13 protein-coding genes are annotated in these 14101 nt (G+C 29.0%); 9 read left to right on the plus strand and 4 right to left on the minus strand.

Going from position 1 to position 14101, the window contains the following annotated elements; genetic code table 11:
- Nucleotides 1-199 precede the first annotated feature (199 nt).
- The 3 genes from adhE to ctfB all read left to right on the plus strand — a co-directional run bounded on the left by adhE (nucleotide 200) and on the right by ctfB (nucleotide 4172).
- Entirely contained in the window at nucleotides 200-2782 is a 2583-nt protein-coding gene (adhE, locus tag CLFE_RS11175) for a bifunctional acetaldehyde-CoA/alcohol dehydrogenase (protein WP_077892607.1), read from the plus strand.
- Nucleotides 2783-2849: 67 nt separating this feature from the next.
- Nucleotides 2850-3506 carry a butyrate--acetoacetate CoA-transferase subunit A gene (gene ctfA / locus CLFE_RS11180; RefSeq protein WP_077892606.1) on the plus strand — a complete coding sequence of 219 codons (657 nt, stop codon included), beginning with the start codon at nucleotides 2850-2852 and terminating at the stop codon, nucleotides 3504-3506.
- Entirely contained in the window at nucleotides 3507-4172 is a 666-nt protein-coding gene (ctfB, locus tag CLFE_RS11185; RefSeq protein WP_077851565.1) for a butyrate--acetoacetate CoA-transferase subunit B, read from the plus strand.
- 94 nt (nucleotides 4173-4266) lie between these two features.
- On the opposite strand, the gene adc is transcribed toward ctfB, so the two are convergent.
- The gene (gene adc / locus CLFE_RS11190) at nucleotides 4267-4998 is read right to left on the minus strand and encodes an acetoacetate decarboxylase (RefSeq protein WP_077892605.1); all 732 of its coding nucleotides are present in this window, start codon (nucleotides 4996-4998) and stop codon (nucleotides 4267-4269) included.
- Between the two features lie 299 nt (nucleotides 4999-5297).
- On the opposite strand from adc, the gene CLFE_RS11195 reads away from it, so the two are divergent.
- Nucleotides 5298-5681: a YkvA family protein gene (locus CLFE_RS11195; protein ID WP_432706063.1), complete on the plus strand. Its 384-nt coding sequence runs from the start codon at nucleotides 5298-5300 to the stop codon at nucleotides 5679-5681.
- Nucleotides 5682-5789: 108 nt separating this feature from the next.
- Nucleotides 5790-6647, plus strand: a complete 858-nt coding sequence (locus CLFE_RS11200; RefSeq protein ID WP_077835395.1) for a YitT family protein — start codon at nucleotides 5790-5792, stop codon at nucleotides 6645-6647.
- Nucleotides 6648-6685: 38 nt separating this feature from the next.
- On the opposite strand, the gene CLFE_RS11205 is transcribed toward CLFE_RS11200, so the two are convergent.
- A protein-coding gene (locus CLFE_RS11205; protein WP_139356085.1) for an IS3 family transposase occupies nucleotides 6686-8025 on the minus strand; the annotation gives its coding sequence in 2 pieces (ribosomal slippage) (nucleotides 6686-7653 and nucleotides 7653-8025; 1341 coding nt in all).
- A gap of 327 nt (nucleotides 8026-8352) precedes the next feature.
- Between CLFE_RS11205 and CLFE_RS24265 the strand changes: the two genes are divergently transcribed.
- The 3 genes from CLFE_RS24265 (at nucleotide 8353) to CLFE_RS11215 (ending at nucleotide 9678) form a co-directional block, all read left to right on the plus strand.
- A complete protein-coding gene (locus CLFE_RS24265) occupies nucleotides 8353-8478 on the plus strand; it encodes a hypothetical protein (protein WP_284738955.1) in 126 nt (41 codons plus the stop codon).
- Between the two features lie 77 nt (nucleotides 8479-8555).
- Nucleotides 8556-8780: a hypothetical protein gene (locus tag CLFE_RS11210; RefSeq protein ID WP_077892604.1), complete on the plus strand. Its 225-nt coding sequence runs from the start codon at nucleotides 8556-8558 to the stop codon at nucleotides 8778-8780.
- The gene (locus CLFE_RS11215; protein ID WP_250944769.1) at nucleotides 8734-9678 is read left to right on the plus strand and encodes a radical SAM/SPASM domain-containing protein; all 945 of its coding nucleotides are present in this window, start codon (nucleotides 8734-8736) and stop codon (nucleotides 9676-9678) included. The genes CLFE_RS11210 and CLFE_RS11215 overlap by 47 nt, the downstream gene beginning before the upstream one ends.
- 9 nt (nucleotides 9679-9687) lie before the next feature.
- Here the strand turns inward: CLFE_RS11215 and CLFE_RS11220 are convergent, their stop codons facing one another.
- Nucleotides 9688-10551, minus strand: a complete 864-nt coding sequence (locus CLFE_RS11220) for a permease-like cell division protein FtsX (protein WP_077892602.1) — start codon at nucleotides 10549-10551, stop codon at nucleotides 9688-9690.
- A 94-nt stretch (nucleotides 10552-10645) separates the two neighbouring features.
- A complete protein-coding gene (locus CLFE_RS11225; protein ID WP_077892601.1) occupies nucleotides 10646-12820 on the minus strand; it encodes a serine hydrolase domain-containing protein in 2175 nt (724 codons plus the stop codon).
- Nucleotides 12821-13218: 398 nt separating this feature from the next.
- On the opposite strand from CLFE_RS11225, the gene CLFE_RS11230 reads away from it, so the two are divergent.
- Nucleotides 13219-14070, plus strand: a complete 852-nt coding sequence (locus CLFE_RS11230) for a tyrosine-type recombinase/integrase (RefSeq protein ID WP_077892600.1) — start codon at nucleotides 13219-13221, stop codon at nucleotides 14068-14070.
- Nucleotides 14071-14101: the final 31 nt, after the last annotated feature.

Below are 14101 nucleotides of genomic sequence, written 5' to 3' on the forward strand. Positions count from 1 at the left end.
TAAATTGTAATATAAGTAAGCAACAAATTAAATTATTATCACAAGTTTATAGTTATTAGTAATAAACGATGTGTATTTATATATTATTATCTTTAATTATCTTTTAATAGGCTTTCAAGAATAATATCTATACTGATAATTTTTAATATAGACATTATTTTTAAAATATAATAAATATTTTAGAAAGAAGTGTATATGTATGAAGGTCTCAACAACAAAAGATTTAGATGAAAGACTCAAATTAATTAAAGAAGCTCAAAAAAAATTTTCATGCTACTCTCAAGAAAAGGTTGATGAAATCTTTAGAAATGCAGCCATGGCAGCTATTGATGCAAGAATAGAATTAGCAAAAGCAGCTGTCAAAGAAACAGGTATGGGGCTGGTTGAGGATAAGGTAATTAAAAATCACTTTGCAGGAGAATATATCTACAATAGATATAAAGACGAAAAAACCTGTGGAGTTATAGAAGAAAATGAACCTTATGGAATAACCAAAATAGCAGAACCCATAGGTGTTGTAGCTGCTATAATACCTGTAACTAATCCCACATCCACAACAATATTTAAATCTTTAATAGCATTAAAAACAAGAAATGGAATTTTGTTTTCACCACATCCACGAGCAAAAAAATCCACAATACTAGCAGCTAAAATAATACTTGATGCAGCAGTCAAAAGTGGAGCGCCAGAAAACATAATAGGATGGATCGATGAACCCACAATCGAATTAACACAAGACTTGATGAAAAAAGCAGATATAACTCTTGCAACTGGTGGCCCTTCACTGGTTAAATCTGCTTATTCATCAGGAAAACCAGCCATAGGTGTTGGTCCTGGGAATACCCCTGTAATAATAGACGAATCAGCTCACATAAAAATGGCTGTAAGTTCTATAATTTTATCTAAAACCTATGATAATGGAGTTATATGTGCCTCAGAACAATCAGTAATAGTTTTAAAATCCATATACAATCAAGTAAGAAATGAATTTGAAAAAAGAGGTGCTTATATAATTAAGCAAGATGAAATGGATAGTATGCGTAAGGTGATATTTAAGGATGGAAGAGTAAATCCTAAAATAGTTGGACAATCAGCATACACAATAGCTTCAATGGCAGGTTTAACAGTCCCTAAAACTACAAGAATATTAATAGGTGAGGTTACCTCATTAGGTGAAGAAGAGCCATTTGCTCATGAAAAATTATCACCTGTACTAGCTATGTATGAGGCAGAAAATTTTGACGGTGCTTTAAGAAAAGCAGTGACTCTTGTAAATCTAGGGGGTCTTGGTCATACGTCAGGTATATATGCAGATGTAATAAAAGCACGAGATAAAATAGATAAGTTTAGCGATGCAATGAAAACAGTAAGAACCTTTGTTAATGTTCCTACTGCTCAAGGTGCAAGTGGAGACTTGTATAACTTTAAGGTACCGCCTTCGTTTACTTTAGGTTGCGGATTTTGGGGTGGAAATTCAATATCTGAAAATGTTGGACCTAAACATCTTTTAAATATTAAAACCGTAGCTGAAAGGAGAGAAAATATGCTTTGGTTTAGGGTGCCAGGAAAAATATATTTTAAATTCGGATGTCTTCAATTTGCTTTAAGGGACTTAAAAGAGTTAAATAAAAAAAGGGCATATATAGTTACAGACAAGGATCCTTATAATCAAAATTATGTTGAGCCAATAATAAGAATACTTGAGAGTATAGGAGTAGAATTTAAAGTATTTAATCAGTTAGAAAAAGAAGCAAGTCTAAAAGCTATTAAAAAGGGTACTTCTGAAATGTTATCTTTTATGCCAGACACTATAATAGCACTAGGTGGGGCATCTGAGATGAGTGCAGCCAAGTTAATGTGGGTAATGTACGAACATCCTGAAGTAAAGTTTGAAGATCTTGCAATTAAATTCATGGATATAAGAAAAAGAATATATAGTTTCCCAAAGCTTGGAGAAAAGGCTATGTTAGTTGCGGTTACGACTTCAGCAGGAAGTGGATCTGAGGTTACTCCATTTGCAATAGTAACTGATGATAAAACAGGAAACAAGTATACTCTAGCAGATTATGAAATGACACCAACTATGGCAATTATAGATGCAGAACTGATGATGAATATGCCACAAAATTTAACTGCTTATTCAGGTATGGATGCACTGGTAAATGCTATAGAGGCATACACATCAGTATACGCTTCAGAATACACAAATGGACTAGCTTTAGAAGCTATAAGATTAATATTTAAGTATTTGCCACAAGCTTATCATAATGGAAGGTTAAATGAAAAGGCAAGAGAAAAAATGGCACATGCATCTACTATGGCAGGTATGGCATCTGCTAATGCATTTTTAGGTTTATGTCATTCTATGGCAATAAAATTAAGCTCAGAGCACAATATAGCTAGGGGTGTTGCTAATGCTCTTTTAATTGAAGAAGTAATAAAATTTAATGCAGTTAACAATCCTGTAAAACAAACTCCTTGTCCACAATACAAGTATCCAAACACAATATTTAGATATGCTAGAATTGCAGATTATATAAACTTAGGTGGAGACACTGATGATGAAAAAGTTGAGCTCTTAATAAATAAAATACATGAATTAAAAAGACAACTGAATATACCAAAATCAATAAATGATGCAGGTGTCTCAGAGGAAAGTTTTTATAATTCCTTGGATAAGATATCAGAACTAGCTCTAGATGATCAGTGTACAGGAACTAATCCTAGATTTCCTCTTACAAGCGAAATAAAAGATATGTATTTACATTGTTTTAAAGGTTAGTATTTTATAATTTATCTATATTTTTATTAATATTGTTTTTATAAAATATAAAGGGAAGTGCATTAAAATGAACAACAAGATAGTTGAATTTAAAAAAATAAAATCGCTTTTTAAGGATGGTATGACAATTATGATTGGTGGATTCTGTGATTGTGGTACTCCAGATAGGTTAATTGACTTATTAGTAAGTTTGAATGTGAAAGATTTAACAATAATTAGCAACGATACTGGTTATCCAGATAAAGGAGTAGGTAAATTAATAGTAAATAATCAAGTGAAAAAGGTTATTGCATCTCACATAGGCACTAATCCTGAAACAGGAAGAAAATTTTTTGATAAGCAACTTGAATTAGAATTATCACCTCAAGGAACGTTAATAGAGAGAATACGTGCAGGTGGATCAGGTTTAGGTGGAGTTCTTACTCAAACAGGAGTGGGGACTTTGGTTGAGAAAGGAAAAAAGAAAATTTTTATAGATGGGAAAGAATATTTATTAGAACTTCCGTTAAAGGCTGATTTAGCTTTGGTTAAAGGCAGCATCGTGGATGAGGAAGGAAATATATTCTATAAAGGAACTACAAAAAATTTCAATCCGTATATGGCAATGGCAGCTAAAATAGTAATAGTTGAAGCAGAAAATTTAGTTAAATGTAGCGAATTAGAAAAAGAAGAAACTACGACTCCAGGGGTTATTGTAAATTATATAGTAAAGGGGGCGGCATAAATGATTAAGGATAAAAGCATAGCGAAAAAACTTATAGCTAAAAGAGTTAGCAAAGAATTAAAAGAAGGACAACTTGTTAATTTAGGTATAGGTATTCCTTCTATGGTTGCAAATTATATTCCTAAGAATTTTAAAATTACTTTTCAATCGGAAAATGGAATAATAGGCATGGGCTCAAAACCTAATCCAGGAAATGAAGATAAAGATGTTGTAAATGCAGGAGGACAGTATACAACAGTATCTAAAGATGGTATTTTCACCGATAGTTCTGTATCTTTTTCTTTAATTAGAGGTGGACATGTAGACGTTAGTGTGTTAGGTGCACTTCAAGTTGATGAAGAAGGTAATATAGCCAATTGGATTATACCAGGAAAAATGCTTGCAGGTATGGGGGGAGCTATGGACTTAGTTAATGGAGCTAAAAAAGTAATTATAGCTATGACTCATACAAACAAAGGTAAACCTAAAATTTTAAAGAGATGTACATTACCACTTACGGCAAAAGCAGAGGCAAACTTAATAATTACAGAACTTGGAGTTATGAAAGTTGTTCCTGAAGGTCTAGTTTTAACAGAGATTAGTAGTAATACAAATATAGATGAGATTAAAAGATTTACAGAAGCAGATTTAATAATTTCAAATAAGATTAAAGTTATGGAAGGCTAAAAATTAATCTAGTTTTAAAAGTTATAAAAAGAGCACCTTATTAATAATTTTAGAAAGTTAATAAGGTGCTCTTTTTAATTAAATATTAGGTTTATTACAAATAGTTATATATAACCTTAGCCTGAGGAAGAGTTATATCTGCTACAATATGTGAGCTGGAAACAATTTCTATCACAGGTAAATCATTAAGTGGTGCCATAGCGTGATCAAACAATTGTAAACGTGCTGGACCTGTCCATGCCTCATGTACTGTTACATCAGTAACTGTGGCACTTATAAGTTCACATATTCTTGGGTTTCCATCATAATTAGGTACTATTTTAAGCATATAATTAGGTCTACAAATGTCATCTTTGGCTGTTTTAATATCTAATTCTTTATGCTTGTATCCCATGGTAGCTGTTGCTACGCGTAGTTTTCCGTAATCAAGTGTGCCTACTAGTGTATCAGAATCCACAAAAAGTTTTGGATAACCTAACTTTTTTGGATAAGCGCTAACCTCTCTTCCAACAGCAATAGCAGGTTCATTATCTAAATACATCATGTGAAGATAATCCCCTTTGATTCCATTAAAACTTACTGGAATAGCCTGTCCGCTTTCTGTATAACAACCTAGGCCGCTGGTATCATGCATTGCCATGATTTCAAACCTAACTAATGGTTTATCAATTTCTAAAGGTTCTGGAACAATTTTACGTAGTGCATCCTTATTAGTAAGATATATAATATTAAAATATTCACGATTGTGAAATTTATAAGGACCTCTAGGAAATGCTGGTGAATTTAATGGTGTACTAAACTGCTTAATTACTTCATCTTTTAACATAAAAATCGCCTCTATAAAGTTAATAAAATTTTTAATTTTACATAATATACTTTATAATCACATTTTAAATCGCCTCTAATATTATTATTTACATCTATAATATAACATATTTTGTATATTTAGTAAACAGGTTAGACATAGTATTTATTTTATGGTATGTTGTACAATATAAAGTAATATGGTTAAATGGCAACATTTAAAACTACTTGTAGATAATTTGGGGGTGCAAATGAATGATAAAGGTATTTAATGTAAATACAGAAGATTCAAAAGAATTTTTAAGGAGAGGGTTACTGTAATTGGACCATTTTATCAATGAATTTAAAAGAAGAGCGAAAAAATTAAAATCAGATATACCCGCTTTATTTGTTGCTTTGAAAAAGAGAGAAACACCAATAATTGCAAAAATTTTTGCTGGTATTACAATTGGATATGCGTTATCACCTATTGATTTTATACCAGATTTCATACCAGTTATAGGTTTATTAGATGACCTAATAATACTTCCAATATTTGTTGTATTAACAATAAAACTTATACCTGAAGAAATATTTAATCAATGTAGAATTGCTGCAGAAAACTTATGGAGTATGGAAAAGCCTAAAAAGTGGTACTTTGCAATACCTATTGTATTGATATGGCTAATATTATTAATATTAATGATAAGTAGATTAATTATATGACGATTTTCTAATAAACTAATACAAAATATATTATATTTTATATGTGAAAATTTAAAATGTTTAGTAATGGAGGATATGTATTTGAAAAATAAATCTAATAAGAAACACATGAAGTGGACCAAAAAACAAATTTACTCATTTATCGCAAAAGTTGTATTTATGACAATAGGATCAATTTTATATTCAATAGGACTTGAGATATTTTTAATACCCAATAATGTAATTGATGGAGGAATCGTTGGAATTTCAATAATAACAAATCATTTTATAAAATTACCACTAGGTATACTTACGTTTATTCTTAATGTTCCATTTTTTGTATTTGGATATAAACAAATAGGAAAAAGTTTTGCTTTATCAACTATATTTTCAGTAATTTGTTATTCAATAGGAGTTAATTTCTTTAATCCTATTCCAGGAATAACAAAAGACATTCTATTAGCATCAGTATTTGGTGGAATAATAGTAGGTTTTGGCATAGGCTTAATAATTAGAAATGGAGGATCAACAGATGGATCAGAAGTAATTGCTATAATTATTGACAAAAAGGTAAGTTTTTCTGTTGGTCAGATTGTAATGTTTTTTAACTTTTTTATATTACTTTTTGCCGGTTTTATATTTGGATGGGATAGAGCTATGTATTCTCTTATAGCATATTTTATAGCAGTAAAAGTTATAGACATTATTGTTGAAGGAATAGATGAATCCAAAGCAATAATGATTATTTCAGAAAGACACGAGGATATATCTGAAGAGATAATGAATAGGTTAGGGAGAGGATTAACTTTATTAGATGGAAAAGGTGCTTACAAAGGAATGGAAACTAATGTAATATACCTTGTGGTATCACGTTTAGAGATAGCAGAGGTAAAAAAAATAGTAAATGAACATGATGAAGATGCACTTGTAACTATAGGACCTGTTGATGTATTTGGAAATAAGTATAAAAAAAAGGGCATGCATTAGTAAAATGTACCCTTTGTCAAGGACATTAATAAAAAGGGTCATTGTAAGACAAGAAGATGATTTCTGTATTGAACAGGAGTCATCTTTTTTAGTCCCCATTGATGCCTATAGTTATTATAGTAGACCATGTAGTCTTTAATTTCATCCTTAAGTTCATTTAGAGTTTCACATGTTTTAATATAAGCTTCATCTTTAAGGTGCCCAAAAAAAGATTCTTGCGGAGCATTATCCCAACAGTTACCACGCCTCGACATGGATTGTCCTAGTAGACTATAGCTTTTCACTAAGCTTTGAAATTTAGGGCTTGTATAGTGGAACCCTTGATCAGAATGGATAAAAGCATTTTCGGTAAGTTTGATTTCTCCTTCATTCATTAGTTTGTCTATCGTATCTGTAGCTATATTAAGTGTTAATTTCTCCGAAATATTGTACGCAAGAATTTCGTTGGTAGATCCATCTTTAATTGTTGATAGATATGCCTTCTTACCAGTGCCATAAAATAAGTAAGTTATATCAGTAAGTAGTACTTTTTCAGGCATATTTTGTTTGAAATTTCTGTTTGATAAATTAGGTAGGGTAGTATGTTCTTTAGTAGCTTTTGTCATTCTTCTATATGGATTGGCTTTTCTAATAGGACAAATAATTTCATATTTTTTCATTATCCTTCGCATACGTTTTAGATTATATACGATTCCAAATTGACCTTCTAATGTCACTTTTATTTGCCTAGCTCCCTTTTTACGTCCTTTGAAGTTATATGCTTTTAAAATGATATCTCTCGTTATCTCAGCCTTATTATTACGTTCTTTTCTCCTTCCTTGTGACTTTGACGAGAAATAGTTATAGTATCCAGAACGTGATATAGCAGCTATTTTACACAAATAACTGATCATATTTTTTGATTTATATTTTGTAACTACTAAGTTAATAATATTAAACTTATTTTCAACTGGTAGGCTTATTTCTTTTTTATCATCCTTCTTTCTAACATATCTAACTTTTTTAACAGTTCATTCTCAGCTTTCAATAAATTATTTTGTGCTTTAATACGCTCATATTTTTCTTCTATAGAAAGTTCTTTTTCACTAGGTCTTCCTGAATTTTGCTTTCTTGTATCTTGTAATCCAAGCACTCCTTGGGTTCTATAGGCTAAACGCCATCTATCAGCAGATGATTGCATTCGTTTCTTTCCTAAGATACTTATACTAAAACCACATTCTTCGAATATTATTCTTGGAAGTTTTCCATTTTCATTCTCACTTATAAAAATGCGCTTAAATTCCTCAGTATAGGTTATTCCCTTAGCGCTGACGTGTTTAACATATTTGTTTTTAGATAATATTTCTATTTCTTCATTTGTGAATAACTTTATGCTCATTCAATCTACTCCAATCTTCATTTGTTTTATTATAACAAAAATACCCTATAGGGTACATTTTATAATGTAAAATCATGTATATTAGTTACATAACAAATATTATGTAAACAAACAGCAAAAGTAAACCATAAAATAATTTTGTAATTATTTTATAATTAAGGAGGATTTTTTAAGAAATAGAAGAATATATAAAGTAATAATGAAATGCTTCTTTAGTTACCAATACTATAAAGAATTAAAATTATTAATGAAATATTTATTTTAAAACTTGATTATTAATTAATTATAATCATAATATAAAAATTTAATAAGAAAGGAGTCGATATTATGAGCAATCCAGAAGGACAAGTACAGGAGCTTCCTATAGAAGTAACTGAGCAAATGGAATCAGTAGATGCTGTTTATGGTTGCTATTGTGGACGTTGGCATATAGGTGAAGGCGTAGTTAGTTAAGAATTTAGAACAAAATAAGATATTGCATTAAAATATATGCAATATCTTATTTAAATATATAAGAGGGGGCTAACTAATTGGAATTCTCAAAAGAACTTATTTTTATAGAAGCAGGAAAAATATTAGTTTATAATTATAAACTTAATAAGGCTTGTATAATAAATAAAAATGTATATGATTTTTTCAAAAATAACGATATATCTGGTTTTAAGAAAAATATAACAGAAAAGGATTATGAATTACTATTAAAAAATGGTGTTAGATTTAAAACTTGTGTATTTACATATAACTCAGCATTGTAATTTATCATGCAGCTACTGTTACAATCATAGAAATTTAAATAAACCCGATGGCATAAATACAAATGATATTAGTTTTATTGCAAATATATTAAAAAATGTAGGAGTAGAAACAATTGTTCTTACAGGTGGTGAAGCACTATTAAGGGATGATATAATTGAAGTTTGTAAAATATTAAAAAACTTTGATTTTAAGCTACAATTATTAACAAATGGTACAATGCTTTCAATAAAACAAGAAATATTAGACTTATTAGATAAAGTTATTATTAGTATTGATACCTTTGATCAAACAAAGAATGCTAGAAATGGTCTCGATGTATTGAAATTAAAAGAAGATTTACTCAGGATAGATAGTAGTCAAAAATATAAAATTACTTTAAGGTCAGTAGTAACTCATTTAGATGAAGTTAGTTTTAAAGATATAAAGTCTTTCGCTTCTTTAAATGGTTTTAATTTTTTGCAAGCTGTGTTTATTCCAAACAAATCTTCGGATATCAATTTGATTCCTAGTATAGACGTAATTGAACCTGACGCAGAAGATTGTTTATTGAAAGCTAGTTCCTGTGGAGCTTGTTACAACGAAATTGCCATTGACTCTAATGGTGACATATATCCTTGTCAAGCACTTATACGCCCTGAATTAAAGGTGAGTAATATCTTTAAAACTAATTGGATGCAAGAATTGAAAAATTCTGATGTAACTAATATGTTTTTGAAGCGTAAAGTTGATAACATAGAAAATTGTTCTTCTTGTGAATACAGATACTTATGTGGTGGAGGATGTCCCACTATGCCTTACAATTTGTATGGAACTTTATTTAATTGTGCTAAACCTTTGTGTGGATATATTAAGCAAAATATTGAAAAAAACTTTAAAAGAATTTTAGAAAAATATTAATAAGTTAAATTATTTAATAAGGTTTTTGGCAGAAAAAATACTGGTTACAGCTCCTATAATTATTCCACAAAGTATAAATTTAAAAGAAATATCTGCAATAATTGAGTATGGTGATATTAATTTTAAAAATATATCTACAGAATAATATGCAATTTTTTTATAGATAAAATTATATAATAAAAAGCTTATTAATAATGATAGGGAGGACCCTAAAAGACCTAGTAGTATTCCTTGTAAAACAAGGGGATAAATAATAAAAAATTCTGTTGCTCCAATAAGTTTCATTGTTTTAATTTCTTCAAGTCTTAAATATATAGAAAGTTTTATTGTATTGTTAATTAAAAATAGAGATATAGCTGAAAATATAATAAAAATAGGTGTACCTAGGTATTGAAGCAATCTAATAATTGAAGAAAGTTCACTTTTTATATCTCTGTTTTCATCAACTTCAGCTATGCCTTTAATGATTTTAATTTTAGAAGTTATAAGTGATATGTGATTAGTTTCCTTTATTTTAACTATATATGATTCTTTGAAGGAGGTGCTTTTAAAGTCATTTCCTAAATGCCTTTTTAAATAAGCTAAAACGTATTTTTTATTTTGAAAAGAAACATTAGTTACACCATTCAATTTTTTTATATCATCATATATTTTTGTCTTATTTTCAGTTCTTATATTATCTTGTAAAAATACTTGTACTTCTGGTTTAAAGTCAATAGAATTATCTTTTATATTCCACAATAATATAAAAGATAATTCTAAAATAAATAATGCTAATAAAAATGTAACAACTGATGAGACACTACTTGTTGTATTTCTATATATATTTAATAATGCTTGTTTGAAAAGCCATTTAAAAGTGCTGATTTTCATAACTATGATTACCTTCCTTGTAGGTATTAACTAATTATCCTTACGAAACTAATCTGTGCAAGGATAATTAGTTAATGGTATTATTTTTCAGCAATTAGTTATACTTAACTGTAAAGGTAGCTTTAGGGCTACCTAAAAATACTATTTTACCGTTTTGAGGTAATTTAACTGTTTTATTATCTGTTATTAAAGAATCATTTACTAAGTTTTCGTTGCTATCATAAACTATAAAAGCTGCGTTATTAGGTATATCTACAGTGATTTCTTTATTGGCCTCTGAATTATCAATCTTGTACCATTTTCCATAACCATTTTTATCAATTGTACAATTAAACTCATTATCTGTTGGCAAAGTATTTATTGAAGCTTCTTCTTCATAAATATAACCATCACCAGTTAAGTATTCAAAATTATTTTTTTTATAAAATGTAAAGTCGCTTTGATCACGTGACAACATACCTGGTCCATCAAGTATAGATGATGCTGAATTTTTACCTGTTATTTTATCTACTTCAAAGTATCCTTCTAACCCTTTTATAAAATCAACTTTTAAATATTGACTTGAAAGAAGATAGTCTATAGAAGAATATTTTTCATTTAATAAGTAATATTTTTTCCCAGTTCTTTTATTCCAAGTATCAGAAACATTTTTAGGTAAGTTGTTATCATCTATTTTTTGGGCAAAATATAAATTAACAGCACCTTGACCTAAAGCTGGCATGGTTTCATACCCAGTTTGCTTTGCATAAATTTTCCCATTAGATTCTTTTACAAAACTTAAAGTCATAGAACCATCAGTTGATACAAAATTTCCGTCTTTAGTATAAACAGCTGTTTGTGAACCATATTGTGGTCTTTGAGGATCTGATAAAGTTAATGTCCCTGATTCGTCAATTTTAATATTGAAAATTTCAGAGCCAGATAAATACATTCCTTCATAGTTTTTTATTTCCTGTGGAACAGCTGCTTTTTGTGGTTCTGAAAAAGTCTTGTCTGGTATAATCTTATTAATTTCACCTTTTTCCTTTAATGCAGAGAGTAGAACTTCTTGAGCTGCTAATTCATCCTCACCACTGTGTCCACCAGAGGTTACTACTGCCATTGCCATATTTTTTTCTGGAAGTACAATTAAATTGCTGTGATAAAAGGGAGTGTCACCGCCTTTTGATAAGGCTTTTATATTATATTGATTAAAGGGGTATAGGTTTACACTATCCCAACCCAATCCATAATTTAAATTACTATCAGCATCTTTTGGCCAAAGGCCTCTCAAATACTCTTTGTTTTCCATTGCTTTTAATGATTTATTTGAAAGTATTCCATTTGAATTTTTAGTAAAGGTAGTTGCAAAAGTACATAAATCTTCTGCTGTTGAATAAATTCCACCAGCAGCTATGCTATTTATATTTTCAGTAGGCAACGAAGTAGATACTCCATTACAATATGTCTTAGCTAAATTGTTTCTGTCAAATTCACTAGCAGGAGTTTTGGTGTTATTCATTTTTAAACTGTTTGTAATATTATCCTTTATATAATTAGTAAAAGTTGTACCAGTGACATGCTCTACTAATATTTCGGCAAGAGTAAAGCCATCATTGCAATATACTGAATAAGCTCCCGGATTTGCTTTTAAACGTTGAGTTTTTAATTCTTTTAGGAAATTATCGTGATTATAGGTATCGTTATCACCAAAAAGAGAAGCATTTAAAGTAGTAGAACCCATTAAACCAGAAGAATGATTTAATAACATTCTAACAGTGATTTTTTTATATCTACTATCAGCCATTGTAAATTCTTTAATATATTTTGTTACGGGAGCATCAAGATTTACCTTTCCTTCATCTACTAGTTTCATTACTGCAGTTGTTAAAAACATTTTACTTGTAGAACCGATACCATACATAGTATCAGCTGTTAATGCCTTGTTACTGTCCTTTGAATATACACCTGCATTACCAGATAGTACAATTTTACCGTTATCAATTAAAGCATACTGTACACTTGTATCTCCACAATTTAACAGAGCTGAAGCTTTTTGATCAGCTACTGCTTTTGTTTCATTATAACTATTTTCTGAAACACTTTTTATTTGATTATTGTTTTTGGTAGTCTGTTTTCGGGTTATAGTTTTGTTTGAAAAGTTATCAATTGTTTGAGGTGAAAAATTTGACATAATTGTGTTATTTGAAGCTTTTGCAAAAACAGGTATTGAACTTGTGGTTATTAATATAAATAATGAGCATGTGATTAAATATTTTTTAATTTTCATTTTAATATTTCACTCCTTTTGTACTTATATAGGATAAATTGTATTTATATATATTATCATACATTTTATTCTTCATATAGTGACAAAAGTAATTAATTGTGTTCATTTCTTATATATGTATATTAATACCAAATCAATTCTGTTGATAAAAATTATAAATAGAATTGATTGAATGTAGATTTCCTTTATTAAAGTAAAAGTAATTTTATATTTATATTTAGAACCTAAAGTTATTCATTAAGAACTACTTAATGATAAATGGATAATCGTACAAAAACTCAATACATAATGTAACTTATGTATTGAGTTTTGGTGCGAGCTATAGTATAGTTAAATAGGTTCTTTTAGGAGAATTTATCGAAATTAAACTATTCTATAATTCAAAGGATGATATACTAATGGAAAACTCAAATGTTCTAGAACAATTTACTGATTATCTAATAGAAAACGATAAGAATACAAATACAATTGAAAGTTATTTAAGCGATATAAAGCAGTTTTTTTTATTTTATAAGAAGGATATAAAAGATTTGAACAAATTGGATATAAAAAAGTATACGCAAAAGCTCAAAAACGAAGGGCTAAAAATAAGCACAATGCAGAGAAAATTAGTTGCATTAAATCAGCTAATCATATTCTCTAATGAAATGTTGAATTTAAATATAGCAGTGAAAATAAAACAACTGAAAACAGAAAAACAATATTTTATCAATGATATGATGGAAATCAATGATCTTAAAAGAATAATAAAAGCTGCAATTAAAAAAAACGATGTGAGGGCAGTAACTGTTTTTTATACATTATTCTATACGGGAGCAAGGGTAAGTGAAATGCTTCAAATTAAAGTAAAGGATATAGACAAAAATAGCATTACGATTTTAGGGAAAGGAAATAAGTATAGAGAATTGTTAATTCCTAAAAAGCTTCAAGTTCAATGGCAAAAATATTTAGAATGTAGAGAAAACACAAGCGAATTTCTTTTTACAGGACAAAGAGGGAGTATCACTAGGCAAACAATACATAATGATATAAAAAAATATACTGGCTTAGCAAGGGGCATTGACAAAAGCATAGCTCATGCTCATGCATTCAGACACTTATATGCAAAAAGTCTTACGGACCTTGGAATTAATCCTATAACTATAGCACAGCTTTTAGGTCATAGTTTAACGGTAACCGGTTTGTATATTTCTCAGAGCAAAAAAGAATTATTAAAGACAATAAATAAATTAGATATTGATAAAATATAAAAAATATTAAGCTTAATAAGACGTATGTATT

It is taken from the genome of Clostridium felsineum DSM 794 (assembly GCF_002006355.2).
Lineage (GTDB): Bacteria > Bacillota > Clostridia > Clostridiales > Clostridiaceae > Clostridium_S > Clostridium_S felsineum.

Excerpts from the sequence above, each read along its gene's own strand:
- adhE (WP_077892607.1), top strand. The coding sequence starts at position 200 with ATGAAGGTCTCAACAACAAAAGATTTAGATGAAAGACTCAAATTAATT.
- ctfA (WP_077892606.1), top strand. The coding sequence starts at position 2,850 with ATGAACAACAAGATAGTTGAATTTAAAAAAATAAAATCGCTTTTTAAG.
- ctfB (WP_077851565.1), top strand. The coding sequence starts at position 3,507 with ATGATTAAGGATAAAAGCATAGCGAAAAAACTTATAGCTAAAAGAGTT.
- adc (WP_077892605.1), bottom strand. The coding sequence starts at position 4,998 with ATGTTAAAAGATGAAGTAATTAAGCAGTTTAGTACACCATTAAATTCA.
- CLFE_RS11200 (WP_077835395.1), top strand. The coding sequence starts at position 5,790 with ATGAAGTGGACCAAAAAACAAATTTACTCATTTATCGCAAAAGTTGTA.
- CLFE_RS24265 (WP_284738955.1), top strand. The coding sequence starts at position 8,353 with ATGAGCAATCCAGAAGGACAAGTACAGGAGCTTCCTATAGAAGTAACT.
- CLFE_RS11220 (WP_077892602.1), bottom strand. The coding sequence starts at position 10,551 with ATGAAAATCAGCACTTTTAAATGGCTTTTCAAACAAGCATTATTAAAT.
- CLFE_RS11225 (WP_077892601.1), bottom strand. The coding sequence starts at position 12,820 with ATGAAAATTAAAAAATATTTAATCACATGCTCATTATTTATATTAATA.
- CLFE_RS11230 (WP_077892600.1), top strand. The coding sequence starts at position 13,219 with ATGGAAAACTCAAATGTTCTAGAACAATTTACTGATTATCTAATAGAA.